Raw genomic sequence first — 24,378 nt, 5'->3', positions numbered from 1 at the left:
GGGTTCTTGTCGAGTGTGTGGGTGGGGGTTGGGGTGGGGGTAGGTGGCGAGTTCTGCCGGTCAGGTCTTGGGTTCGAAGGGGCGTAGTTGGCGGGTCAGGGTCTTGGCTTCGGTGAGGAGGGTTCGGATGGTGGCGGTGCTGATCTTGGCTTCGTCGGGGGTGGGGCGGTTGACGCGGATGTGCAGGGCGGTGGCGCGTTCGCGCATCTGGGTGACGTGGGAGAACTGGTGGCCGAACTGGATGGTGACTGCTTCGCCGGCGGTGTTGGGGTGGGCGGCGAGGTCGGGGCGGAGGCCTTGCTGGGCGAGGAGGCCGCTGGCGATGAGCTGGCCGGCTTCGACCAGCAGGAGGTAGGCGGATTCGGGGGCGTCGGCGGCGATCCGTTCGGCCGCCTCCAGGTGGGTTTCGGCCAGTTCCAGGGCCGGTTCGGCGCGGGCGTCGGGGCCGTTGGTCATCGTCAGCTGGCCGGATTCGAGCAGTTGGGTGATGATGTCGGGCTCGGCGGTGACGGTGCCGCGGGCGCGGTGCGGTTCGCGGGGGCGGACCAGCCTGACCTCGACGATCGGGTGGCCTTCCCAGTGGGTCGGCATGGTCAGCGTCCGGCCGGGGCCGGATTCGCCCACTTGCCAGCGCAGTGGGCGTTTCAGTCTTCGTTCGGCGCGGTCCGCGGCGAGGCGTACCTCGTCCTCGTCGGCGTACTGGCCGGGGTGCGGCACCACGACCAGATCGAGGCTCTCCGGGGCCGGTCCGGGTACGCCGGCGAACCGTTCGGCCCAAGTACCGGCGACTACAAGGCGAGCGGCGGCGTGGATCTGGCCGAACTCTTCGCCGAGCACCTGGGGTACGCCGTAACTCTGCCGGATCAGCTCGACGAGGGGCGCGAGGCCGGGACCGAGGTGGGCGGCGTGGTAGAGCCGCATCGTTCCTTCGGTCCGGCTGCTGACGATCCCGGAGGTCTCCAGCAGCTGCACTTCCTTGTCCACCGAGGCCAGCGCGGCGCCGGCGGTCTCGCCGAGTTCACTGAGTGAGAACCAGCGGTCGGGGTTGAGCAGCAGGGCGGCCAGGATGCCGCCCTGGACCCGGGATCGCAGCACCGGCAGCAGTTCGGGGGTGCCTTGCGCCCGGCGGACCGGGCCGGCCCGCCGTGGGGTGTTCTGCGCGACCACCGCGTTGCCGGTCTTGGCCCGCCGCTTGGACAGCGCCGCGGCCCGTTCGAACTCCTCCGGCGGAATGCCGAAGAACACTGCCAGCCATTGTCTGGTTTCGGCCCTGGGAACCTGCGCGCCGCGTTCCCAGTGCGATATCAGGTCGCGATTGATGGTGTACCGCCCGGAGAGGGTTCCGAGCTCTTTCGCGAGTTGGGATTGACTCAAACCCTTGTTTTCACGGGCTCTCTTGATGAGCTGAGAAATCGTTGTCTGACCACTCGGGTTCACGCACGTCTCCACTCCGGAACGAACCGTCCGTAAAACGCTTGACCGCGGTGGTGAAGAGCACCCCGCGATCATTCCCGCTGAGGCCGGTAACACTACGGACGGGACGCGTACCGGGCATGGCCGAATTACGACCGAATTGGTCCACGTTGCGTCGCCTGAGAACCTCGCCGCGCCTTTACTTCGCCAGTGTCTCGGACGGAAGTTCACCGAATCGTTTGCGGTACTCGGTGGCGAACCGTCCGGTGTGGCCGAGATGCCATCTCCCGGCCACCTGGCGGACGGTGATGGTGTCGCGGTGCTTCGACCGGAGTTCGCTGTGCGCGCGCTGCATCCGGACGGCGGTCATGTACTCCTTCGGGCCGACCCCCAGGTACCGGGCGAATCCCTTCTGCAGCGCGCGTGGACTGATGCCGGCTTCGCGCGCGAGGCTGGTGACGGTGTGGTCCCACTCCGGGTGGTTCTCGATGATGTCGCGGGCGATCGCGATCGCCCGGGACGGCACCTTCGACCGGCTGGTGTCGCCGAGCCGGTGGGTGTAGTTGTGCGGCTGCGCGTACAGCAGGCCGCGGATCAGCACGTCCTCGTAGCCGGACACCACGAGCAGGTCCTCGTCCGCGTCGTCGATCTCGTCGACGAACAGCCGGAACATCGACAGCCAGCTCCGGGCCGGGTTCTTGGTCACGTCCATCCCGAGCGCGAACCGGAGCGGCTCCGGCAGTGGCGCCTCCAGCAGGTCGGTCAGCTCGTCCTCCACCGCCGACCGTTCCAGCCGCAGGATCAGCTTGGTGCAGTCCGCGGACCAGCGCATGCTGAGCGGTTCCGTTGGTGACACCACCGAAGCCAGCTGTGGCGTGGACAGCACCGCCTCCCGGCCGCTGCGGACGTGGCTGAACCCGGTCAGCGGCACCTGCACCACGAAGAACGATCCGAGGTCCTCCGGATCGATCAGCACCTCGGCGCCGTAGCTGACGTAGTTCGCCGCCACCTTCGGGAACCGCCGGGTGTGCATCCGGGCGTCCAGGTGCCCCGCCTTCCCGGCCAGGTCCAGCCGGTGCGGTACGAACACCCGCCCCACCGTGTCCCGGGCGTCGTCCAGATCGCCGGTGTGGAACAGCTCGAACTGCTCCAGCGGCCGTGCCCCCGCGGCCCGTTGCCGCGCCTCATCGCCGAACTGCGCCGATCCACGGGACGGTTGCCCATGACCGGACCCTCCAGCCCTCTCGCGCACTGGACCCCCTCGGTCACTCAGAGTCAGAATTGAGAATATCTCGCCGAACAGATCACCGGAACCCGGCGGTCCGGTGAAGATCCCGTCTCAGCGCCGTATTTCCGCCGCCACGCGGTATTTCCGGTGCGCGATCGGCGGAACTGGCCCCTGCCCGGCCACCGGCCGCCTGCCCACACTGGGGGCACCAGGACCACGCCTGAAGGGACTCCGCCTTGCCCGCGTTCATGGAACCGTTCCGCATCAAGGCCGTCGAGCCGATCCCGTTCCCGACCGCCGGGCAGCGGCGTACGGCACTCGCCGCGGCCGGCTACAACCTGTTCCGGGTGCCGTCCCGGGCGATCACGATCGACCTGCTCACCGATTCGGGTACGAACGCCATGTCCGCCGCGCAATGGGCGGCGCTGATTTCCGGCGACGAGTCGTACGCCGGCGCGACCTCGTTCGAGAACTTCCAGACCGTGGTCCGGGACCTCACCGGGTACGACGAGGTGCTTCCGGTGCATCAGGGCCGCGCGGCGGAGCGGATCGTGCTGGGAAACCTGCTCGGGCCGGGCGAGGTGTCGATCAGCAACACGCACTTCGACACCACCCGGGCCGCGGTCGAGGCGGCCGGCGCCACCGCGCTGGACCTGCCGGTCGAGCAAACGTCGCCACCGTCGAGTTTCGGCGGCAACATCGATCTCGCGCGACTCGCCGAAAGACTGAACGATGATCGGGTCCGCTGCGTAGTACTGACCATCACCAACAACGCCGCAGGCGGTCAGCCGGTCTCGATCGCCAATGTCACCAGCGTTCGCCGGTTGTGCGACCAGTACGGCGTACTCCTGCTGCTCGACGCGGCACGGTTCGCCGAGAACGCCTATCTGATCAGCGAACGCGAGCCCGAGTACGCGCAACGCACTCCGCGCGAGATCGCCCAACTGGTGTTCACGCAGGCCGACGGCTGCTGGGCGAGCCTGAAGAAGGACGGAATCGCCAACATCGGCGGGATGATCGCGCTCCGCGACCCGGAGCTGGCGCGCCGCTGCCGGGAACAACTGATCGCCTTCGAAGGCTTTCCGACGTACGGCGGGTTGGCCGGCCGCGATCTCGACGCGCTCGCCCAGGGACTGCTCGAGGTCACCGAACCCGCGTACCTGGAGTACCGCGCGCGATCCGCACGCTGGTTCGGCGAACAGCTCGAAGACGCAGGCCTGCCAGTAGTACAGCCGACCGGCTGCCACGCCGTGTACGTCGACGCCGCCCGCCTACTGCCTCACATCGAACCGCATCGGCTTCCGGCAACAGCTCTGGCGAACGAGCTGTACCTGGCCGGCGCCGTACGCGTCTCCGATCTCGGCACCCTGGTCTTCGGCCGGGCAGTCCCGGGCGAGGAGGACATCACCGCACCACGCGAGCTCGTCCGCTTCGCCCTCCCGCGCCGCGTCTACACCAAGAGCCACCTCGAGTACGTAGCCGAAGTCGCCGCCGCCGTGGCCGCGAAAGCCACGCAACTGAACGGATACCGCATCACCGAACAGTCCGCGTCCTTACGCCACTTCACCGCCGAACTGATGCCGCTCGAGTGACTTCACAGCTCCAGCGCGCCGCCCGGGCGAACCTCGCGGCCACCTCCACCTCGCCGAGCGACAACTCCAGCACGGTGCAGATCCACTTCCGCCAGTACGGACCCGGGATCCGCTTGCCACGTTCCCACCGGGCGACCTCCTCCCGGGTGAGCGCGTCGTTCCCGGACACCCGGACCAGTTCGTTCGCGACCGCGTACTGGCTGTACCCGAGGCTGCTGCGTGCTTGCCGAATCATTTCTCCAACGAGCAAGTGGGGCTCCATGGCAATCCTGGCGACCTTTCTGACGATCCATCCAGGCTAGGAGCGCGGATCGGGCCGCCAGAGCCGATTCACGCATCGTCCTGTCCACTTCGCGAACCACATTGCGAAATTCGGCGCGTACCGGCGTACTGGCCCCTGCCCGAGGTCCCCGGCGCGGTGACACGATCTCGGCACCGATGCCTGACCCGTCGTCCCGGAGCTTGATCGAGCCGTCCGAAGGAGACCGTGGTGAACGACCGCCTGATCACGCTGGTGAATCCCAATCTCGTTCATCCACCGATCACGCCGTACTCGCTGGACATCCTCACCACCTCACTGGAAGCCGCCGGGTTCGAGGTGGAGGTGCTCGACCTGACCCTGGTCCGGGATCACTGGCAGACCACGGTCGCGGCGTACTTCGCGCGCCGGCAGCCGTTGCTCGTCGGTGTCACGGTGCGCAACACGGACACCATCTATCCGCAGGAGCAGCGGGTCTTCCTGGACTCGCATCGCGACATCATCCGCGAGATCCAGCATTGCTGCGCCGCGCCGATCGTGGCCGGTGGCGTCGGGTTCTCGTCGATGCCGTTCGCGCTGGTCGACTACTTCGACATCGACTTCGGTGTCAAAGGCCCTGGCGACGTGACGATCGTCGAGCTGGCAAAAGCACTCACGACCGGTACGCCGGCCACCCGCGTACCCGGTCTGATCATCAACGACGGCGACGGTGAAGTGCATCAGGTACCGCACGCCGATCGCCTGATCTCGATCGGCCGGGCGGCGCTGGTGAACCGGACCACGCCGTATACAAGGCGATCCAGCACTCCGTACAAGGTCGACAACCTGGCGTACTACCGGCACGGCGGTCTCGGCAACATCCTTACCAAGAACGGATGTACGTACGCCTGCACGCACTGCGTCGAACCGGATGCGAAAGGGGCGCAGTTCGCGCGACGTGCCGCGACGGTGGTCGTCGACGAGATGGAGATGCTGACGGCGCAGGGCGTCCACGATCTGCACACCACCGACAGCGAGTTCAATCTGAGCATCAGCCACAGCAAGGACGTACTGCGGGAGATCGTCCGCCGGAAGAACGCCGACGCGTCGTCGCCGTTGCACAGGTTGCGGCTGTGGATCTACATCCAGCCGGCGCCGTTCGACGAGGAGTACGCCCAGCTGCTGGCCGCGGCGGGCTGCGCGGGCGTCAACGTCGCGCCCGACCATGTCCGCGACGAGGTGCTCGACGGGTGGAAGATCAGCGCGAAGGGGACCCGGTTCTACGCGTCCGACGACATCCGGACGGTGTGCGGGCTGGCGAAGAAGTACGGCATGCTGACCATGGTCGAAGCGCTGCTGGCGATGCCCGGTGAGACCGAAGCGACCATGCACGACTGTGTGGACGAGTTGATGGCGCTCGACGCGACGGTGGTCGGCTTCACGCTCGGCATCCGCGCGTTCCCGTACTCGCCGTTGGGGATCCGGCTCGCCGCCCGCAGTGCCGGTATCCGCCCGGTGCCGGGGGTGCAGTCCAACACCGCGACCGAACCGATCTTGCTGAAACCGGCCGATCAGTGCGGGAGCACGGTCGAGTACGAGCGGCAGTTCATGTTCGATCCACAGGGGAACTTCCGGCCGATCTACTTCTTCTCGCCCGAGCTGCCGGAGGGTGATCACAGCAACCATCCGGGTGACCGCTGGCTGACCAGTCTCGAGCTGCTCTGGAAGTGGGTGCCCGAGCAGGACCGGCACCGGGTGATGCTGCCGACGGTCGCCGGGCTGACGCCGGAGGACAACAACTACGCGGACAACCCGTTCCTGCTGCGGCTGACCCAGCTCGGTTACAAGGGCGCGTTCTGGTCGCACTGGCGGGAGCGCGACGAGATCATGCGCACCGAGCTCGCCGCCGCCGTACCTTCCTGAGCCGTCTACCTTCCTGAGCCGTACCGTCCGGAGCTGTACCGTCCTGAGCTGTATCGTCCGGAAAAGGGCCGGTCGAGTTCCGGTTCAGGTCGTTGTGCGGGCGCCGGGCACGGGCCTAACTTTGCGTTATGACGCCGACGAAGATCCTGTTGCCTGAGGATGAGCTGCCGACCCGTTGGTACAACGTGTTGCACGACCTGCCCACGCCTCCGCCGCCGGTGCTGCACCCGGGGACGGGACAGCCGATCGGGCCGGACGATCTGGCTCCGTTGTTCCCGATGGAGCTGATCCTGCAGGAGGTGTCGCAGGAGCAGTATGTGGACATTCCGGGCGAGGTCCTGGATGTGTACCGGCTGTGGCGGCCCAGTCCTTTGTACCGGGCGCATCGTTTGGAGAAGGCGCTCGATACGCCGGCCCGGATCTACTACAAGTACGAAGGGGTCTCGCCGGCCGGATCGCACAAGCCGAACACCGCGGTCCCCCAGGCGTACTACAACGCGCGGGCCGGGATCCGGAAGCTCAGCACCGAGACCGGCGCGGGCCAGTGGGGTACGGCGCTCGCCTTCGCCTGCGCGCAGTACGGCCTGGAGTGCGAGGTCTGGCAGGTGCGCGCCTCGTACGATCAGAAACCGTACCGCCGGACGATGATGCAGGTGTTCGGCGCGACCGTACATCCGAGCCCGTCGGAGTTGACCGAGGCCGGGAAGAAGATCCTTGCCGCCGACCCGGACTCGACCGGTTCGCTCGGGATCGCGATCAGCGAGGCGGTCGAGGCGGCGGTCCGCGATCCCGAGGTGCACTACGCGCTCGGCTCGGTGCTCAACCACGTGCTGATGCACCAGACGATCATCGGCGAGGAGGCGCTGATCCAGCTCGCGATGGTTGGTGAGACCCCCGATCTGCTGGTCGGCTGCACCGGCGGCGGGTCGAACTTCGGCGGTCTGGCGTTCCCGTTCCTGCGGGAGAAGTGGGCCGGCCGGATGTCGCCGGTGGTCCGGGCGGTCGAGCCGGCCGCGTGCCCGTCGCTGACCCAGGGGACGTACGCGTACGACTTCGGCGACACGATCGGGATGACGCCGCTGATGAAGATGCACACCCTCGGCCACGACTTCGTTCCGGACCCGATCCACGCCGGCGGCCTGCGCTACCACGGCATGAGCCCGCTGGTCAGTCATCTGTACGAGACCGGCGAGATCGAGGCGGTCGCGAAACCGCAGTCCGAGTGCTTCGCGGCCGGTCTGCGGTTCGCCCGTACCGAAGGCATCGTGCCGGCGCCGGAGCCGACGCACGCGCTGGCCGCCGCGATCGAGGAAGCCCAGCGCTGCAAGGAGTCCGGCGAGGAGAAGGTCATCCTGACCGCGCTCTGCGGGCACGGGCACCTCGACCTGGCCGCGTACGACGCCTATCTCGGCAACCGGATCACCGACCGCGCCTGGGACGACGCCGACATCCAGGCCGCCGTGGCGCAGGCGCTCACGCGACTACCGGCGATCAGCTGAAACCGCCGCGTTTCCACCAGGGTTTGGGCCGTTTCGCGACTGCGGTCAGCCAGTCGTCCGGAACGGCCCAGCCGCGGGCCTTGATCGCCTCGAAGTACTCCGCCTTCAAGCCGTCCGGCAGCCAGTACGTAGCTCGTACCTGCTCGTGCACTTCGAAGTAGGTGGTTCGGCGTCGCGTACTCCACACCGTCGCCTGCCGCGAGCTGTACGCGAGCCGGACGTAATCCCAGCGCGCCCGCGGATCCGCGAGGTCGAAGTCCCGCTCGACCACGCGACTCTTCCCGGCCGGCTCGCGTTCGAGGTCCTCGATCAGCTCTTGCACCACCGCGCGGTCCGCCGTCATCGCGTCCGGCAACCGCAACCCGGCCGGATCGAGTACCGCGGCACCCAGGTACGGCTGCCCGATCTCGAGAAACACCTCGAGCAGGGCGAACCCTTCCTCGGCCCGCTCGAACCGATCCAGCTCGGCGCGCAACGTCGTCACGGCTTCTTCCGGCACCCGGCAACCCTAGTGCGCCGCAACGGAACTTCCGACACGGCGCACTAGGACATGCCCCGACCGGCCTCCCACGACCGGACCTGCCCCGCGCGCACCGGGCCGCTGCCCCGGCCTGGCCGGGCCTGCCCGGATCGTTTACGCTCAGCTAACCCACGATCGGCCCGCAGAGCCACCTCGGCAGCTCCCGGCAGCGGCCGAAACCCCTTGCAGGACAGGAAAATCGGGGCTCCACGGGGCATCTCGGGGAATCACCGGGCAGATCGTCCACAGGCCCTGTCTTTGCCGTCGCTGAGGGTGTTCGAACACCTACTGTTACCGGCATGCCAGAGCCCAACGAACTGCTGCGCGCCGCCCGGGAGCGCACCCCGTCGCGGATCGCGCCCGGCGAGCAGATGACCCGGGCCGAGCTCGCCGACGCGGTGTGCGCCTGGCTGTGGGAGACGACCGAGACGAAGTACGAACTCGACGGCCACTACATCGCGAAGCTGGAACGCGGCGCGGTCCGGTGGCCCGGCGCGGCGTACCGCTCCGGCCTACGGCATGTGCTCAACGTCGCCGACGACCTCGAGCTGGGTTTCGTCCCGCCCGGCGGTCCGGGGGTCACCGATCCGGAGCCGGGCGTCAGCTCGGTGATCGACCTCGAGGACGACCTGGTCCGGACCGGCGACGAGTCGGTCGCGCAGCTCGCGCTCGCCGAGGAGTCGAACGTCGGCGAGCTCACCGTCGAGCAACTGCACGCGGACCTGCTGCGGATCACCCAGAACTACCTGCGGACGCCGACCAGGCCGCTCTACCAGCGCGCGCTCGCGATCCGGGACCGCGCGTTCCGGCTGCTCACCGGTCGGCAGTCGCCGCATCAGAGCCGCGGTCTGTACGACGCGGCCGGCTGGGCACTGAGTCTGCTCGGCTGGATCGCGGTCGATCTCGGCCGGCCCGACATCGCCGAGAACCACACCCGGACCGCCTGGGCCTGCGCCGAGGCCGCCGACCAGGACGACCTGCGCGCCTGGGTCCGCGCGACCCAGCACACCATCGCGTTCTGGCAGGACGATTTCGACCAGGCGGCGACGTACGCCGCGGACGGCCTGCGGTACGCGGTCGGCAGCTCGACGCTGTTCCTCACCAGCGCCGTCGCCGTCGACCTGGCCCGGTCCGGCCGGCACGCCGAGGCCCGCGAAGCGCTGATGATCGCCAAGCGCACCACCGTACGCACCGACGGGCCGGAGCGCGGCGGCCCGTTCCTGTGTACGCCCGAACGCGCCGAGGGGATCTGGTCCGACGTCCACCTGACACTCGGGGAGGCCGAGCTGACGCTGGCGCACGCGGATCACGCGATCGCCGCGTTCGAGGCATCACCACATCTACTGCGGAACTTCGGCTCCGAGCGGATGGTGCGGCTGCAGCAGGCCAAGGCGCACCTGCACCTGGACGAGCTCGACGGCGCGAACGACGCGGTCTTCGTGGTCCTGAACACCCCGGTCGAGTACCGGGTCCGTCCACTCGTGCACCGGATCAGCGAGGTCGCCGCGCTGACCCGGATGAGCAAACACGCCACCGACCCGAAGGCCCGCGCGCTGCACGACGCGATCCGGGTCTTCACCCGCCATCCCGCCAGCCGGGCCACCGTCAGCAAGTGAAGGATCAGCCGATGTCCGACGAACTCCGAGATCACTGGTCCTGGCGTCCGGGCTGGCGCCCGGGCCGGATCTTCTACACCTGGCACGTCACGTTCGAGGACCATCCCGAGATCGCCGGCCTGCGTGCCGCGTACGCCGGGTTGCTCGACGAACTACCCGGTTTCACCCCGGTCCCGGTCCAATGGCTGCACCTCGCGGTGCAAGGCGTCGGCTTCGCGGACCGCGTACCCAAGGCCGATCTGCTCGACATCGTGGACGCGACCCGGCTGCGCGTCTCCGGCTTCGGCGCCGTCCCGGTCACCGTCGGGCCGGCTGTCCTCGACCCGGAATCGATCCGCCTCCAGGTCGACCCGGCCGAACCGCTCCGCCATCTCCGCGACCTCACCAGAGCCGCCATGGTGGACATCTGGGGCGACGACGCCGTCCCCGAACTGCCTGGACTCGACCCGCACATAACCCTTGCCTACAGCAACAGCCAGTCCCCGGCCGCCGCGACCGCCACCCGGCTGACGGCGCATCCGGCGCACTCCGCCAAGGTGTCGATCACCGCCCTCAGACTGCTCGCCCTGACCCGCTCCGACCACCTGTACCACTGGACGACCTCCCGCACCCTCCCCCTCGAACCAGCCCCCTGACCAGCCCATCGACCAGCCCCGACCAGCCCCGACCAGCTCAGTCGCCGTCGTCCAGCCACTCATGACCGCGGGACGTACGATGCGGCCCGCGGTGGTACTCCCACAACACGCACGGCCGCCGGTTCCCGACGTGTACGCCGTCGCACCGCTTGCCACTGATCCGCTCCAGCGCGTACCTGAACTCGTCGGCCTCACTCTTCGTCGCCCGCAGCGCCGACACCACCGTGACGAGACGCTTCGAGTCCGGCAGCCGGCGCCCGGAGGTCCAGTCGTGCAGCGTCGTCTTCGGAACGCCTGCCCACTCCGCCAACTGCCGGATCGACACCGGCTCGAGCCTGGCGCCGAGCTCCTGCAACGCGATCCCCAGTTCGCGCTTGGTGGTGACCATCCGGAGCTTGGTCACCAGCGGGTGCGGCGCGGCAAGCCGAGCGACCGCAGCCGGCCAGCGCTCCTGCAGCAGCTGGCGCAGCTTCACCCCCTCGCTCTGCTCCATCGCGTCGGGCCCGCGCTTGCGGAGGCGCTCCGCCTCGTAGGTGACGTCCCAGAGCAATGACCAGGCCGACAGCTCCTGGCTTCTGACACTGCAGCGGCACAAGTACGCGCGAGTCAGCTCCCAGGTCGGCTGGTTCGCGCCCTGCTCGGCGCGGACTATGCGGCTGTGGTGATGGCCGATCGCCGCACCGAGCTCACGGACCGTCAGGCCGGCGTCCCCGCGTACCTGTTTGAGCATCTCGGCGAACTCGCGCAGATAGAACTCCGGCGCGGTCTGACTGGTGTCCACCTGCATCACCGCACCACCCGCCCGATCCCTGGCCGCCCGATCCCTGGCCCCCTGACTCCGAGCTGCCCCACTCCGAGCTGGCCGAGTCCGAGCTGCCCGAGTCCACGCTGCCCGAGTCCGAGTCGGCCGGTCAGGACGCAGGCGGCCGCGACTGCCGCGGTGACCAGGCCGCTGACGGCTGACGAGACGGCTCCGAGGTCCTGTCCGCTGATCAGCAGCGCCGCGGCCAGACCCACGGTCACTGCGAAGACAGCTACGCGCAGCACCAGGATCACGATCACCACTGTCGGCGCCGCCCGGTGTGGTTCGACCGGTTGAGGTGTCCGGGACATGCTTCTCCCTCCATATGCACGTGCATTTGCACGTGCTCCACTGGAACACAGAGGAAGGTACCGGTCACGCCCGGTACTGGACAAGCCGTCCGAGGGCAGCCCAACGGCCCCGATGGCGCGACTTTCACCGATCCGGTGCGCGCCGTGGTGCGCCGCACGAAACTGACCTGCGCGAACCCCGGCGGGACTGTCCCGCGGCCGTCCGAGATGCCGTTGACAGAAACTTCAGGATCTGTAAGCGCGGATCGAGACCACGTGGGCGCGGGAATTGCCGTGCGTCCGGAACGCGGTCAGCCGGAGGTCGGTCGCCTCGATGGGCGTGGGCAGAACGTGCCGTTGCGCGCGGTGGTGGTTGTCCTTGACCTCGGCGACAGGCGTCCAGTCGGTGCCGGCGGTGCGCGTTTCGAGCGTGTAGTCGGCAAGGAGAGTGGGGAGCGCCTCGAACGGGCTCCGGTGGTGGTGCAGGTTGATCAGATCCTCCTGCACATCGGCGTCCAGCACGACGACGATCTCCGACAAGGTCACCGGCTCGGCCCAGGTGAGTTGCAGCCAGGGCGCCGCGTCCCAACCAAGGTCCTCGGACGGAACTGTGGTGCAAAAGATTTTCAAGGGGTCTAACGACAGGAGGTAGTGCCCCTGCTGGCTGATCTGCGCTCAACCGCCACCGCGATCGGTGTGGCTGGAGGACTACCTCCTGTCGTTAGCGGGTCGCGAGCGTCGCCCGAACAGTCTCGACCACCCAAGCTGGGTCCCCGATGACCTGCTGGTAGGTGAGGCGGAGCACCAGCCAGCCGGCCGCGACCAGATCGTCGTACCGCCGACAGTCGGCGGCGAACTTCCGGGCCGAGCCGTGGAACTCGTACCCTTCGGCCTCCAGCGCGATCCGGGCCGTCCGATGACCGAGATCGACGCGAACGCGGATACCACCGGCGGCTACGACGACCTGCGGCTCGAAGCCGTCGACCCCGGCGCTGACCAGCAGACTCCGCAACATCGACTCCAGAAAGCTCTCCGATCTCCGGCTGGCCTCAGCCGCGATGCGAATCGCGTTCGGGCGCCCCGGGCCACGCATCGCGTTCGCAGCTGCTTGCAGTTCCTCCTTCACCAGCTCGCCGGTGACCAGTGCCGCGTCGGCGACCGCCAGCGCCTCGCCGAAGGGCAGCAGGCGGGCGCAATCAAGCACTGTTCGCAGGATGCACGTCAGTCGAACACCCCGCTCCGCCGGCGAAACTGCCGCCCAATGCAACTCCACCGGCCGGCCCGGCCGGGGCCTGCGCTGCGCCGGGACCGTGACATGAGGTTTCTCCGGCCGCACAAGCAATGGCAGCCCCCAGGCAACCGCCGCGCTCGTGTACGAAACGACGCCGTCATAAGCAATCGCGGCCAGCCGGTCAGGCCCCAGACTCGGCAGCCCGTAGACACCTCGGGCGAGCCGCTCAACCTCACCTCGCCGCACCGCCACCTTCAAGGCCCCGGGCGAGACCACCCGGAGCAGCTCAACGGATGTCGCACAACCCCCAAGCCGAGCCAAAACCTCGGCCACATCAATCATCCCCAGATCTTGCAGGGTTGGCTGGATACGCGGCCGAAGTTATCCACAGGTGCTGTAAGGACAAGAGGTAGTTCCTTTGGCTATCGGATTGTGCGCTCAGCCGGCCGCTCGAGGTCAGGCCGGCGCGCACTACCTCCTGTCGTTAGAGGGTGCAGTTCACCAGGACTGGTTCGTTGACGAGGGTGATGTTGAAGGCCTGGTGGACCTGGGAGCGGACGTGGGTGGCCAGGGTGAGGAGTTCTTTGGTGGTGGCTTGGCCTCGGTTGGTGAGGGCCAGGGTGTGTTTGGTGGAGACGGCGGCGGCACCGATGGTGAAGCCCTTGGAGACGCCAGCATGTTCGATCAGCCAGGCGGCGCTGGTTTTGACTCGGCCGTCGGGTAGCGGCCATTGGGGGGCGCCGGCGGGGACCTCGGCGGGGGTGTCGAGGATGGGGTTGGTGAAGAAGGAGCCGGCGCTCCAGGTGTCGTGGTCGGCGGGGTCCAGGACCATGCCCTTGCCGCGGCGCAGGCCCAGGACTGCCTCGCGGACCTCGGTCATCGGGGCGCGCGACCCGGGTTCGACATCCAGTACGCGGGCCAGCTCGGCGTACTCGACCGGTGCGGACAGATCGCCTAGCCGAAGATGGAATGCGACTTCGAGGACGACGTACCGATCCGGATCCGCCTTGAAGCGCGAGTTCCGGTACGAGAAGCCGCACTCGGCCGCGAAGATCGTCCGGATCGCGTTCTCGGTCCGGTCCCAGACGCGGACCGACGCGATCGTCCCGGCGACCTCGTGCCCGTACGCGCCGACGTTCTGCACCGGGGTCGACCCGGCCAGCCCGGGGATGCCGGACATCGACTCGAGTCCGCTCCACTCCTCGGCGATCGCGCGCTGGACCACGGTGTCCCAGTCCTCGCCGGCCGCGACGTGCACGGTCGCGCCGGAGCAGGCGTCCGCGTCCACCCGGATGCCGGACGTCGCGACCTTCACCACCGTCCCGCGGAACCCGTCGTCCCCGATCACCAGGTTGCTGCCCCCCGAGAGCACCAGCACCGGCTCACCGGCGGCGTCGGCGTCCCGGACCGCGGCGATCAGCTCCGGCTCGGTCTCGACCTCGACGAACTTGTCGGCCGGCCCACCCACCCGCAGGGTGGTGTACCCGGCCAGCGGCACCTGAGTTTTCACCGGACGCGCACGACCGCCCGGGCCCGGCCGAGGACCTTCTCCTCGCCCGCGACCGCCGTGATGTCGATCTCGGCCAACCCGTCGGTGACCTTTTCCACCTTCGCCGAGAACGTCACGCTCGCGCCCTTGTCGTCATCCGGTACGACCACCGGCTTCGTGAACCGGACGCCGTACTCGACCAGGTCCGCCGGGTCGTCGATCCAGTCCGTCACGACCCGGACCGCCGAGGCCATCGTGAACATCCCGTGCACGATCACACCGGGCAGACCGAGCGCCTCGGCCATCCGGTCGCTCCAGTGGATCGGGTTGAAATCACCGCTCGCCCCCGCGTACCGGACCAGGTCCTCACGACGGAAGGTGACAGTCAGCGGCGACAGCTCAAAACCTGCCTCGATCATGCGTCCGCCCGGTTGTGCGAGAGGGTCGACGTCGCGGTGGCGATCGGCTCGCCGGCGACGGTGGTCAGCGTGGTCTCGTACATGATCACCTCGACCGGACCGGCCTTGCGTACGGTGGTGATGGTGGCGGTCGCGGCGATCTCGTCACCGGCCTTGATCGGACGGGTGTACGCGAACTTCTGCGCGCCGTGCACGATCCGGTCCAGCCGGAGCCCGAGCTCCGCGTCGTTCAGCAGCTGCTCCAGCGCGCGGCTGCCGATCACGAACGCGAAGGTGGGCGGCGCGATCGCGTCATCACCCCGGTACGCCGGGTTACCGTCACCGATCGCGTCGGCGAACTCCCGGATCTTCTCCCGGCCGACCTGGTAGGACCCGGCGGCCGCGTACTCCCGGCCGACCATCGTGGCGTCGATCGTCATATCCGCAAACCTTACTGGCACACTATGACCCGGGTGTCCGCCGCCCACGGTTCTGGGATGGAAGGTTGATCGTGACGGCAGTGGCGGCGCTGGCGGAGTACGCGGCTCGGTATCGGGTGGAGATCGGGGAGCCGGCGGGTTCGGAGTGGTTGCGGGTGGACCACATCCTGGAGCCGGGTGGCCCGGAGCTGACCGAGTTGCTCAAGCGTGACGACGAGGCGAGCGGGCACCGATCGGCGCATGCGAACGCGCTCAGCCTGATGTCGTTCTACGCCGGTCGCGCGCCGGCGACGGCGCTGCTGCTGTGGGCGCTGGAGGGTCGCGTACTCGACATCCGGCCGCGCAACCTGTGGGTCCGGCCGCAGGAAGGGCATGGGATCGCGGCGGTCGCCGTACGCTCCGCCGAGTTCTTGCCGGGTGGGTTGGAGACGCTGTACGACGTGGTGCTTCGGCAGCATCTGCTTCCGTTGTCCGAGGAGTTGCATCGGCGGACGCGGGCCGGACTGCGGCAGGTGTACGGCGGGGTGGCGGCCGGGTGCGCGATGGGGTTCTGTGCCGCGACCCGGGAGAAGGTCACGGTGGATCCGGGGTTCTTGCTGGAGCGGTGGCGGTCGTTCGTTGCGAAGGCGCCCGGCGGGCTGGCGCGGCTCGGTGATGTGGAGGTGGCGGCCGGCAAGTTGGTGTACCTGCGCAACACCTGCTGCCTGTACTACACAAGCGAAACCGGCAAGAACACCCTCTGTGGCTCCTGCTGCCTGACCCCCCGCCCCACCCGCCAAGCCGCCTACGAAGCCGGCCGCCCCATCCTCACTACTTGAATCCCAACTCTTTCCTAACAGCACGAAGCCGCCTCGGATGGTCCGAAGCGGCTTCGTGGGAGTACTGAAAAATCAGCGGGTTTCGCGGTGCTCCGTGTGGTCGTTGCAGCGGTGGCAGTACTTCTTCAGCTCAAGACGGTCCGGGTCGTTGCGCCGGTTCTTCTTGGTGATGTAGTTCCGCTCCTTGCACACCGTGCATGCCAGCGTGATCTTCGGGCGAATGTCGGTCGACTTGGCCACTGCTACCTCTTCGGGTCATGAGTACGCAACTTGGGTGATCGCACTCTCGAAATACTGAGTCGGTAGCGGGGGCGGGAGTCGAACCCGCGACACCACGATTATGAGCCGTGTGCTCTAACCACCTGAGCTACCCCGCCGGGTGAGATGAGCGATCCCACCCGAAGGTGGGATGCCGTTCTCCGAGCCCCTTTACGGAATCGAACCGTAGACCTTCTCCTTACCATGGAGACGCTCTGCCGACTGAGCTAAAGGGGCGGGCCGAGGAGAGAGATTACACGGTCTCCGGGCCCGATGTGAAATCGGGTCTGGAGCGCCTTGCAGGCCCTCGGTCCGTCCCGGAAAGCATACCGGTTCCGCGGAGTGCTCTTGACCAATTTTCGGCCCCCTGTCGAGAACCGCGCGACGGCTTCGTCATCAGGGCAAGACCAACGAGAGGAACCAGAGATGTCCGAGACAGTCATGCCCTCGGTGGTAACGGCCGAGGAGTGGGAGCAGGCGCGGGCCGAGCTGCTGGTCGCGGAGAAGGAGGCGACCCGCGTCCAGGACCGGATCGCGGCCCGGCGCCGGCGGCTGCCGATGGTGCGGTTCGACGAGTACACCTTCTCCGCACCGGGCGGACCGGTCACGCTCCGTGACCTCTTCGGCGATCAGCAGCAGCTCGCGCTGTACCAGTTCATGAACAACGGCCCGGGCAACTTCTGTCCCGGCTGCACCCACTTCACCAAGCAGGTAACCGATCTGGCCGGGCTGGCACACAACGGCGTGGCCTGGGCGACCGTGTCCGACATGCCGCTCGACCAGATGGCCGGCTACTGGAAGGAGCAGGGCTGGGACGGCATCCCGTTCGCGTCCTCGGCCGGTACGACGTTCGCCGCCGACTGTGGCGCCGACGGCGGGTTCCTGCTCAGCCTGTTCTTCCGCGACGGCGACGCCGTGTACCGGACGTACTCGACCGGCCAGCGCGGCGTCGACCGGCTGCTGTTCGTGAACAACATCCTCGACCTGGCGCCGTACGGCCGCCAGGAGGACTGGGAGGACTCCCCCGCCGGCTGGCCGCAGGCGCCGACCTACGGCTGACTCGCTGTGACGAAGCTCTCAGCGCACCTTCTTCTCTCCGGCCGTCACCGGTAGGTCGATCCGGTTGCCGGGTACGGGCGCCGGGCACGTGCCGTACGCCGTGAACGCGAACGGGAGGTTGATCGCCCGGTTGAAGTCGATCGACACCGAGCCGTCCCGCGCGACCGGACCGGTCGTCACGGTGCGCCACGGAGCTGTCTCGGCACCGTTCGTCCGGTCGTGGAAGGACAGGTTGAGCCGACTGTCCCCCGCGGCGGTAGCCACCAGCTCGTACGCCCGATCCTCACCGCCCAGCGTCAGCTCACCGGACGCCGACACGTGCGCGCGTTCATCGGCCCACCACTGCCCCGGCAGGCCCTGCAGCCCTGTCGGTGCGGACGACAGCCAGTCGAAGGCGACGATGGACAGCCAGCCGTAGTCGGTGTCCAGGTCGCGTTCGCGGGCCGCATGCCAGGTATGCCAGTCCTGCTCCAGATCGGAAACTACGGTCATGACGCCTTCCTCTGTTCGCGGTGCGCGACCTCGGAGCGGACCAGTGGGATGACATACCGGCCGAAGTCGATCGCGTCGTCGTAGATGTCGTACCCACGTGCGGAGAAGATCCGCACGCCGAGGTCGTAGTAATCGAGCAAAGCGGCCGCGACCGTGTCCGGTGTCCCGACCAGCGCCGTCGAGTTTCCACCCCCACCGGTCAGCCCGGTCGGCGCGGTCCAGAGGGCGCGGTCGTGCCGCTCACCGGCGGCGACCGCCTTGAGCAGCCGCTGCGATCCGGCGTTCTCCGGCGTCGCCGACCGGAGCCGGGTGACCGGCGTACCGCCTGCCTGCACCGTCTTGATCCGGCCGAGAATGTTCTCCGCCTTCGCCCAGGCGAGCTCCTCGGTCGGCGCGATGATCGGCCGGAACGCGATCTGGATCACCGGCCGGTCCGTCCGCCCGGCCCGCGCCGCCTCCGCGTCGATGGTCGCGAGCTGCTCCCGCGTCCCGGCCAGTGGCTCACCCCAGAGCGCGAAGATGTCCGCCTCGGCCGCACCGACCGCGTACGCCGCCGCGGACGACCCGCCGAACGAGATCCGCGGCCGCGGCTGCCGCACCGGTTTGATGTCGGCCAGGAACTGCTCGAACCGGTAGTGCGTACCGTCGAAGTCGAACCGCTGATCGGACGTCCAGGCCTGCTTGAGGATCTGGATGAACTCCCGCGTACGCCCGTACCGGTCGTCCTTCGCGAGGAAATCACCCTCCGCCGCCTGGTCCGCGGTCGAGCCGCCGGTGATCACGTGTACCTCGAACCGGCCGCCGCTGAGGTGATCGAGCGTCGCGAAGGTCTTCGCGGTCAGGGTCGGGTACGCGACGTTCGGCCGGTGTGCCACGACCAGGTTGATGTGTTCCGTACGCCCGGCGACGTACGCCGCGACCTGCGCCGGATCGGGTGCGCCCGAGTGGTACGCGAACAGGATCCGGTCCCACCCGTTGTCCTCGTGGGCGCGGGCGAGTTTCGAGGTGTACTCCAGGTCCAGCGGGCCGCCGGGCCGCGGCGTCACCTCACTGGCCGGGTTGGTGCCGGCGATACCGAGGAACTCAACTGGCATGACGTTCTTCCTTCCGAGCAGTGGATGCGGCGAGCAGTCTGAGCAGGTCCCGGGCGACGGCGTCGTTCTGCCGGAAGCCGGGACCGTTGAAGTACGGCCGGGAGAACCCGGAGGAGCCGGCCGATCCGGAAACCGACGGGCCGAGCAAGAACAGGGCGGGGTGTACGGAGCCGTCGTCGCGGATCGCCCGCGAGCGCGAGTCCGCCTGGAGCTGACCGCCGCCGAGACTCGTACCGTCGGTGGCGAACAACTCGTCCGCCGCCAGCGCACCGGATTCGAGCAGACCGCACAGCAACGGATCCGTCGTCGCGAGTACGTCCGGGCGCGGCAACCGGGCTTCGACGAACGCCCGGGCGTGGATCTCGCCCGCGACACCGGGGCTCCGGGCAACGAACTGGTCGTTGTCCAGAGCAACTTCCAGACCCGGTCCGGCGAAGTGGACGACCCCGGCCCGGTGCAGCGCGAGCAGTTCTTCGAGCCGCCGCGGTGGCGGACCGCTCGCGACGAAGGAGAAGAACCCGTGCCAGTCGCTCTCCACCCGGCGGACGCGATCCTCGTCGCTCAACTGGCCGTCGGTGATCGCCTGCGACAGCACGCCGTAGATGCTGAGCAGGGCGTTGAAAACGGCAAGATCCGCGGAGTACGCCGGGTCGGCGCGCCGCAGCAGGTCGCCCTCGATCAACTCGACCAGGTACCGCTCGAACTGCGCTCGATCCGCGAACACCCGCCCCGCCAACGGCCGGTCGACCTCGGCCCGGACGAACCGGTCGGCTGGGTCGGGAACGGCCCCCGCCACGGCCGCGAAGAACCGGACCTTCAACGCGGCGGAGGCCGCCGTTGGTGACCAGGTGTCGAGGAGTTTTTCGAAGGTTTCCCAGGAGCAGCGGACTCGCTCCGGGTGTGCGCTGAACAGTTGCCGGTAATGCGCGTACGCCAGTTCCTTCTCGATCAGCGGCTGCACCTCACGATCGAAGTCGAGTACACCCTCCCCCAGCGCCTCGCGGGTCAGGTACCGCGTCGGCACCGGCTTCGTACCGGCGACCGTGTAGCCGAGTTTCGCGTGGTACGGAACGCCGCGCCGCGAACCGACGTACAACACCGGCTCGTCACCCGACGGGTGGTACGTGAGCAGTCCGTCGCACTCGTCGTACCAGCCGCCGCGTCCTTCGGTCAGCAGCACCATCAGATCCACGAACGCCTGCCCGAACCCGCGTACGATCACCGGGTCCTTCGGCCAAAGCCCGTCCAGGTCGACATCGGCCGTGTAACCCGGCGGCAGGTACGTCAGGCCGGCGTCCGCCGCCTGGGCCGCCCACGCCGATTCCGATGCCGTCGGCAACCGATCGAGGTAGCCGAGGGCAAGTACTACCGCGTCGGCCGCGATCTCCGTACCCGACTCGAGCACCACCCGCTGGTCCGGAGTGAGCTCGACCGCCCGCTCCCGGTGGGTGATGACGGTCGCGGGGAGATCGCGGACGACGCGCTCCCACACCCACGCCAGGTACTCCGCCTGCACCAGCCGTGGTGGGAAGTCCATCGGGCCCGGCGGTTCGAGCCCTGCCTCTTCGAGAATCACCGCGCCCGGCCCGGCGACCCAGGCGGCCAGATCCGGCCCCGGGGTGATCGGCCCCTCGCAGTCGACCGATTCGTCGGTGAAGATCGTGACGTCGGAGGTCATCGAGTTCATCCACAGCAGCCGGGACTGTTCGCGCCGCCAGATCCGCCCGCCGCCGACCGGGTACGGATCGACCACGTGGATCTCGACCTCGCGCCCGTCGAGCAACTCGTCGGCACTTGCGGCGAACCGCTCCAGCAACCCGACCGTCCGCGGCCCACCGCCCACGAACACCAACGTCGCGGGCGGTTCCTTCCACGGGTACACCCTCATCGCCGTAGCCCGAGCTGATCGCGCAACGTCGGTCCGGCGTACTCCGTACGAAACACGCCCCGCTCCCGCAGCAGCGGCACCACCTGGTCGACGAAGTCATCCAGTCCAGTTGGCGTGAGGTGCGGTACGAGCACGAACCCATCGGCCGCGTCCTCCTGGACGTGCCGGTTGATCGCCTCGGCGACCGTTGCCGGCGATCCGATGAAGGTCTGGCGGTTCTGCTGGTTGATGACCGTCTCGCGCAGCGACCAGCCGTGCGCCTCCGCCTGCGCGCGCCACTCGGCGACGATCGGGCCCGGATCGTTGTATCCGACCCGCCCTTGCGTTACCGATGATCCGACCACCGGCTCCAGCTCAGGGAGCGGGCCATCCGGGTCGTACGCGGAGAGGTCGCGCCCCCAGAGCAGTTCGGCGAGTACCAGCGCCGTCGGCCCGGACACCTGCTGTTCGCGGATGTACGCCGCCTTCTCGACCGCGTCCGCGTCCGTGTCGCCGACGACCACGGTCACCGCGGGCATGATCTTCAGCGAGTCTTCACTCCGGCCGTACTTGGCCAGCCGCGCCTTCACGTCCTTGTAGAAGGTCTGCCCGGCGGCGAACGTACCGTGCCAGCTGAAGATCACGTCCGCGCCCGACGCGGCGAACTCCCGGCCCTGATCGCTGTCCCCGGCCTGGATGATCACCGGCCGGCCCTGCGGCGACGGCGGCAGGCCGAACCGCCCGCTGATCCGGAAGTGGTCGCCGTCGTCCGCGAAGGCCCCAGCGCCCTCGCGGGCGAAGCGGCCCGTGACCTGGTCGGCGATCAGGTCGTCCGCCGCCCACGAATCCCAGAGTTTGCGGACGATCCGCAACGACTCCTGCGCGCGGACGTACCGATCGGACTTGTCCAGGTAGCCGCCGCGGCGGAAGTTCTCGCCGGTGAACGCGTCCCAGGAGGTGACCACGTTCCAGGCCGCGCGGCCGCCGGAGAGCTGGTCGAGCGTGGCGAGCCGCTTGGCCAGCTCGTACGGCTCGTTGAAGGTCGAGTTCACGGTCGCGGCCAGGCCGAGGTGGGTGGTGACGGCCGCCAGCGCGCTGAGTACGGTCAGTGACTCGGGGCGGCCGACGACGTCGAGGTCATGGATGCGGCCCTTCACCTCCCGCAGCCGTAGCCCTTCGGCCAGGAAGAAGAAGTCGAACGTACCCCGCTCGGCGGTTTCCGCAAGATGCCGGAACGACGCGAAGTCGATCTGCGAACCGGCGGCCGGATCGGACCAGACGGTCGTGTTGTTGACACCGGGGAAGTGCGCGGCAAGGTGAACCTGCTTGGTCATCGGGTGCTCCTCGCGTATCTGTTGGTTGCCTTGTGCAACCCGAGGCGGCCGCGCAGACTCCCACCCCGGTCGGCCGTACCGATCAGCCCGCGGTCGCGTAGGCGCGGAACCACCTCGCCCGCGATCAACGGCACGTCGAGCTCAAGCGACCCCGGCCGGAGGTGCACGCCGTCGACGCCTGCCTCGACCAGGTTCTCGATCTGTTCGACTACTCGCGCGACCCCGTCCGCCCGCGGCCGCACCACCACCGACGCCAGCACCACTAGACCCGCCCGCGCCGCCGGACCGAGCGTCACGCTCTGTCGACGTAGGTGGCTGAGCTGTGACACGAGCTCATCCGACTCCGGCAACAGCACAACGTCCGCGTCAGCGGCCGCTTCCAATGCTTCGGGCGTACGCGCCAGCACCGCCGTGACCGGATGACCCTGTGGTGGTCGCGGCACGATCGACGGGCCCTTGATGCTGAACGTAGGCGACTCGAAGTCGACGTAGTGCAGCTTCTCCCGATCGACGTACCGTCCGGTCGCCGCGTCCCGGATGATCGCGTCGTCCTCCCACGAATCCCACAACCGGCGGCTGACATCCACGACGTACCGCGCCTCCCGCCAGGTCTCGGCGGCCGGCGCGGGCGTACGCCGGCCGATCACCGCGGCGGCCTCGGCCGAGTCCGAAACGTCCGCGACCCATCCACCCCGTCCGCCCGATACGTGGTCGAGCGTCGCGACCGACGCCTGCACGTGGAACGGCTCGGTGTGCGTGACGGTGATCGTCGGCAGCAAGCCGATCCGCTGGGTGACCGGCGCGACCCGAGCCGCCAGGCCGAGCGCGTCGAGTCGCACGCTGACCTCGCCCGGTACGTCCGTTGGTGCCTCCAACGTGTCCGCGAAGGTCACGAAGTCGATCCCGGCCGCCTCCGCCCGCTGCACCGCCCGCACCGCCAGCTCCCCGGTCAGGATCGCCCGCGGATCGACCTCAGCCCCGCGCCACGCACCCGGATCGGCCCCGGCCCCATCGATCTCAATCCCAAGAACCGCCTGCCGCCGACCGCTCGCCGCACCGCCCGACGTACTCTCCGGCGTGCTCATGACGCCACCTTCAGCTCGGCCGGGATTTCCTTGACGAACGGCAGTGGCCCGATCGACTCCGGATCGGCCTCGACATCGAACCGCGGCTCGAACCCGGCCGCCAGGTACAACCCGGCCGCCTCCGGCTGCCTCGGCCCGGTCGTCAGGTACAACCGCCGGTACCCGAGGTCACGCGCCGCCGCCTCCAGCTCCGCCAGCACCCGCCGCCCCAACCCCTGCCGCCGATGCACCTGCGAGGTCCACATCCGCTTCACCTCCGCGGTCGCATCGTCGTACCGCCGGATCGCACCCCCGGCGACCGTCTGCCCGCCAGACCGCAGCAGCACGAACGCCCCACCCTGCTCAGCGTGAAAGTCAGCCGCCGGCACCTCGGTGAGCTGCGTGTTCACATTCGTCCGCCCGTACCGCGTGCTGTACTCCACGACCAGATCCGCCAGCAACGGCGCCGCCTCCGGATCCTCCGGTCGAGCGCGTACGGCCTCAACGGCCGCCGCCTGCACCGGCGTACTCTCCTTCGGCTGATCGCCCGCGATAGTCGCGAGAAACGCCTCGGTCACCTGATACAGCGGCACCGACGCGGCCGGATCGAGCAACAGACCGCCACCGTCGTACAACCGAACATGTGACGACAACACGAACCAGCCCTGCCCGATCGCGCCGGCGCCGAGACTCGTCAGCACCGGCCGCAGCGCGTAGTCGATCACCAGCACATGCGCCGGCGTCCCACCTGTTGCCAAGGGCAACACAGTCTTGCCCTTCAGCGCATACTGCGGAAGCAGATCGAGGAACACCTTCAGCAAACCGGAGTACGCCGCCTTGTAGACCGGTGTGGTGACCACGACCGCATCGGCCGCTTCCAGTACCGAGGCCGCGGCCGCGATGTCCGGGTGATCGGCCTGACCGCGGAGCAACGGATCGGCCGGGAGGTCCCGGAGCACGATCGGCGTGACGGTGTGGCCGTGGCTGATCAGCCGTTTGCTGACATGGTCCAGTACGGCGTCGGTGCGCGACGGTACGGACGGACTGCTCGAAAGAGTTGCGATGATCGCCATGGATT

The 24,378-nt window shown here is 68.6% G+C and carries 25 protein-coding genes and 2 tRNA genes; 7 read left to right on the top strand and 20 right to left on the bottom strand.

Features of this window, described 5'->3' with window-relative positions; translation table 11 throughout:
* Positions 1–60 precede the first annotated feature (60 nt).
* Positions 61–1,509 carry a helix-turn-helix domain-containing protein gene (locus HDA44_RS30845; protein ID WP_184840429.1) on the bottom strand — a complete coding sequence of 483 codons (1,449 nt, stop codon included), beginning with the start codon at positions 1,507–1,509 and terminating at the stop codon, positions 61–63.
* Positions 1,510–1,612: 103 nt separating this feature from the next.
* The gene (locus HDA44_RS30840; protein WP_184840427.1) at positions 1,613–2,665 is read right to left on the bottom strand and encodes an AraC-like ligand-binding domain-containing protein; all 1,053 of its coding nucleotides are present in this window, start codon (positions 2,663–2,665) and stop codon (positions 1,613–1,615) included.
* A gap of 212 nt (positions 2,666–2,877) precedes the next feature.
* On the opposite strand from HDA44_RS30840, the gene HDA44_RS30835 reads away from it, so the two are divergent.
* On the top strand, positions 2,878–4,233 hold the full coding sequence (locus HDA44_RS30835) for a tryptophanase (RefSeq protein ID WP_238352587.1): 1,356 nt from the start codon (positions 2,878–2,880) through the stop codon (positions 4,231–4,233).
* Here the strand turns inward: HDA44_RS30835 and HDA44_RS30830 are convergent.
* Positions 4,205–4,468 (bottom strand): helix-turn-helix domain-containing protein, encoded by a 264-nt coding sequence (locus HDA44_RS30830; protein ID WP_202887652.1) that lies wholly within the window; start codon positions 4,466–4,468, stop codon positions 4,205–4,207. The genes HDA44_RS30835 and HDA44_RS30830 overlap by 29 nt on opposite strands.
* Before the next feature lie 255 nt (positions 4,469–4,723).
* Here HDA44_RS30830 and tsrT point away from each other — a divergent pair, with 255 nt between their 5' ends.
* Both tsrT and HDA44_RS30820 read left to right on the top strand, forming a co-directional pair.
* Positions 4,724–6,394 carry a tryptophan 2-C-methyltransferase gene (gene tsrT, locus HDA44_RS30825; protein ID WP_184840422.1) on the top strand — a complete coding sequence of 557 codons (1,671 nt, stop codon included), beginning with the start codon at positions 4,724–4,726 and terminating at the stop codon, positions 6,392–6,394.
* Positions 6,395–6,522: 128 nt separating this feature from the next.
* Entirely contained in the window at positions 6,523–7,893 is a 1,371-nt protein-coding gene (locus HDA44_RS30820; RefSeq protein WP_184840420.1) for a TrpB-like pyridoxal phosphate-dependent enzyme, read from the top strand.
* On the opposite strand, the gene HDA44_RS30815 is transcribed toward HDA44_RS30820, so the two are convergent.
* Positions 7,886–8,392: a hypothetical protein gene (locus tag HDA44_RS30815; protein ID WP_184840418.1), complete on the bottom strand. Its 507-nt coding sequence runs from the start codon at positions 8,390–8,392 to the stop codon at positions 7,886–7,888. The two genes, HDA44_RS30820 and HDA44_RS30815, sit on opposite strands and share 8 nt — an antisense overlap.
* A 320-nt stretch (positions 8,393–8,712) precedes the next feature.
* Here HDA44_RS30815 and HDA44_RS30810 point away from each other — a divergent pair, with 320 nt between their 5' ends.
* Both HDA44_RS30810 and HDA44_RS30805 read left to right on the top strand, forming a co-directional pair.
* Positions 8,713–10,029: an NsdA family TPR-like regulatory protein gene (locus tag HDA44_RS30810; RefSeq protein WP_238352586.1), complete on the top strand. Its 1,317-nt coding sequence runs from the start codon at positions 8,713–8,715 to the stop codon at positions 10,027–10,029.
* Positions 10,030–10,040: 11 nt separating this feature from the next.
* Complete coding sequence (locus HDA44_RS30805) at positions 10,041–10,664, top strand: 2'-5' RNA ligase family protein (RefSeq protein WP_184840416.1); 624 nt, start codon at positions 10,041–10,043, stop codon at positions 10,662–10,664.
* A 37-nt stretch (positions 10,665–10,701) separates the two neighbouring features.
* On the opposite strand, the gene HDA44_RS30800 is transcribed toward HDA44_RS30805, so the two are convergent.
* The 7 genes from HDA44_RS30800 to HDA44_RS30770 all read right to left on the bottom strand — a co-directional run bounded on the left by HDA44_RS30800 (position 10,702) and on the right by HDA44_RS30770 (position 15,314).
* Positions 10,702–11,451 (bottom strand): helix-turn-helix domain-containing protein, encoded by a 750-nt coding sequence (locus HDA44_RS30800; protein WP_184840414.1) that lies wholly within the window; start codon positions 11,449–11,451, stop codon positions 10,702–10,704.
* The gene (locus HDA44_RS30795) at positions 11,451–11,777 is read right to left on the bottom strand and encodes a hypothetical protein (protein WP_184840412.1); all 327 of its coding nucleotides are present in this window, start codon (positions 11,775–11,777) and stop codon (positions 11,451–11,453) included. Before HDA44_RS30795 ends, HDA44_RS30800 begins: the two co-directional genes overlap by 1 nt.
* Positions 11,778–12,002: 225 nt before the next feature.
* Entirely contained in the window at positions 12,003–12,386 is a 384-nt protein-coding gene (locus HDA44_RS30790) for a discoidin/SUN/FTP domain-containing protein (RefSeq protein WP_184840410.1), read from the bottom strand.
* A 91-nt stretch (positions 12,387–12,477) separates the two neighbouring features.
* Complete coding sequence (locus HDA44_RS30785) at positions 12,478–13,233, bottom strand: DUF559 domain-containing protein (RefSeq protein WP_337906614.1); 756 nt, start codon at positions 13,231–13,233, stop codon at positions 12,478–12,480.
* Positions 13,234–13,471: 238 nt separating this feature from the next.
* Positions 13,472–14,497 carry a UDP-N-acetylmuramate dehydrogenase gene (locus tag HDA44_RS30780; RefSeq protein ID WP_337906613.1) on the bottom strand — a complete coding sequence of 342 codons (1,026 nt, stop codon included), beginning with the start codon at positions 14,495–14,497 and terminating at the stop codon, positions 13,472–13,474.
* Positions 14,494–14,895, bottom strand: coding sequence for a MaoC/PaaZ C-terminal domain-containing protein (locus tag HDA44_RS30775; RefSeq protein ID WP_184840406.1), 402 nt, complete (start codon positions 14,893–14,895; stop codon positions 14,494–14,496). Before HDA44_RS30775 ends, HDA44_RS30780 begins: the two co-directional genes overlap by 4 nt.
* The gene (locus HDA44_RS30770; protein ID WP_184840404.1) at positions 14,892–15,314 is read right to left on the bottom strand and encodes an FAS1-like dehydratase domain-containing protein; all 423 of its coding nucleotides are present in this window, start codon (positions 15,312–15,314) and stop codon (positions 14,892–14,894) included. Before HDA44_RS30770 ends, HDA44_RS30775 begins: the two co-directional genes overlap by 4 nt.
* A gap of 71 nt (positions 15,315–15,385) precedes the next feature.
* Here HDA44_RS30770 and HDA44_RS30765 point away from each other — a divergent pair, with 71 nt between their 5' ends.
* Positions 15,386–16,132 carry a hypothetical protein gene (locus HDA44_RS30765; protein ID WP_337906612.1) on the top strand — a complete coding sequence of 249 codons (747 nt, stop codon included), beginning with the start codon at positions 15,386–15,388 and terminating at the stop codon, positions 16,130–16,132.
* A gap of 72 nt (positions 16,133–16,204) precedes the next feature.
* Here the strand turns inward: HDA44_RS30765 and rpmG are convergent, their stop codons facing one another.
* From rpmG to HDA44_RS30750, 3 genes are all read right to left on the bottom strand, one after another.
* Positions 16,205–16,372 carry a 50S ribosomal protein L33 gene (gene rpmG, locus HDA44_RS30760; protein ID WP_167205752.1) on the bottom strand — a complete coding sequence of 56 codons (168 nt, stop codon included), beginning with the start codon at positions 16,370–16,372 and terminating at the stop codon, positions 16,205–16,207.
* 63 nt (positions 16,373–16,435) lie between these two features.
* Positions 16,436–16,509: transfer RNA gene (locus HDA44_RS30755), tRNA-Met, on the bottom strand.
* 45 nt (positions 16,510–16,554) lie between these two features.
* Positions 16,555–16,627, bottom strand: a tRNA-Thr gene (locus tag HDA44_RS30750).
* A 189-nt stretch (positions 16,628–16,816) separates the two neighbouring features.
* On the opposite strand from HDA44_RS30750, the gene HDA44_RS30745 reads away from it, so the two are divergent.
* The gene (locus HDA44_RS30745) at positions 16,817–17,449 is read left to right on the top strand and encodes a DUF899 family protein (RefSeq protein WP_184840402.1); all 633 of its coding nucleotides are present in this window, start codon (positions 16,817–16,819) and stop codon (positions 17,447–17,449) included.
* Positions 17,450–17,467: 18 nt separating this feature from the next.
* On the opposite strand, the gene HDA44_RS30740 is transcribed toward HDA44_RS30745, so the two are convergent.
* The 6 genes from HDA44_RS30740 to ssuE are packed head-to-tail and all read right to left on the bottom strand — an operon-like array spanning position 17,468 to position 24,373.
* Positions 17,468–17,941, bottom strand: coding sequence for a DUF1684 domain-containing protein (locus HDA44_RS30740; protein WP_184840400.1), 474 nt, complete (start codon positions 17,939–17,941; stop codon positions 17,468–17,470).
* Positions 17,938–19,035, bottom strand: a complete 1,098-nt coding sequence (locus HDA44_RS30735; protein ID WP_184840398.1) for an LLM class flavin-dependent oxidoreductase — start codon at positions 19,033–19,035, stop codon at positions 17,938–17,940. The genes HDA44_RS30740 and HDA44_RS30735 overlap by 4 nt, the downstream gene beginning before the upstream one ends.
* Complete coding sequence (locus HDA44_RS30730; protein WP_184840396.1) at positions 19,025–20,923, bottom strand: FAD/NAD(P)-binding protein; 1,899 nt, start codon at positions 20,921–20,923, stop codon at positions 19,025–19,027. The genes HDA44_RS30735 and HDA44_RS30730 overlap by 11 nt, the downstream gene beginning before the upstream one ends.
* A complete protein-coding gene (locus tag HDA44_RS30725; protein ID WP_184840394.1) occupies positions 20,920–22,236 on the bottom strand; it encodes an NtaA/DmoA family FMN-dependent monooxygenase in 1,317 nt (438 codons plus the stop codon). Before HDA44_RS30725 ends, HDA44_RS30730 begins: the two co-directional genes overlap by 4 nt.
* Entirely contained in the window at positions 22,233–23,321 is a 1,089-nt protein-coding gene (locus HDA44_RS30720) for an LLM class flavin-dependent oxidoreductase (protein ID WP_184840392.1), read from the bottom strand. The genes HDA44_RS30725 and HDA44_RS30720 overlap by 4 nt, the downstream gene beginning before the upstream one ends.
* A complete protein-coding gene (gene ssuE, locus HDA44_RS38295; protein ID WP_184840390.1) occupies positions 23,318–24,373 on the bottom strand; it encodes an NADPH-dependent FMN reductase in 1,056 nt (351 codons plus the stop codon). Before ssuE ends, HDA44_RS30720 begins: the two co-directional genes overlap by 4 nt.
* Between the last annotated feature and the right edge of the window lie 5 nt (positions 24,374–24,378).

Origin of the sequence: Kribbella solani, assembly GCF_014205295.1 — a bacterium.
GTDB lineage: Bacteria > Actinomycetota > Actinomycetes > Propionibacteriales > Kribbellaceae > Kribbella > Kribbella solani.
This window is presented reverse-complemented; position numbering and strand designations above follow the sequence as displayed.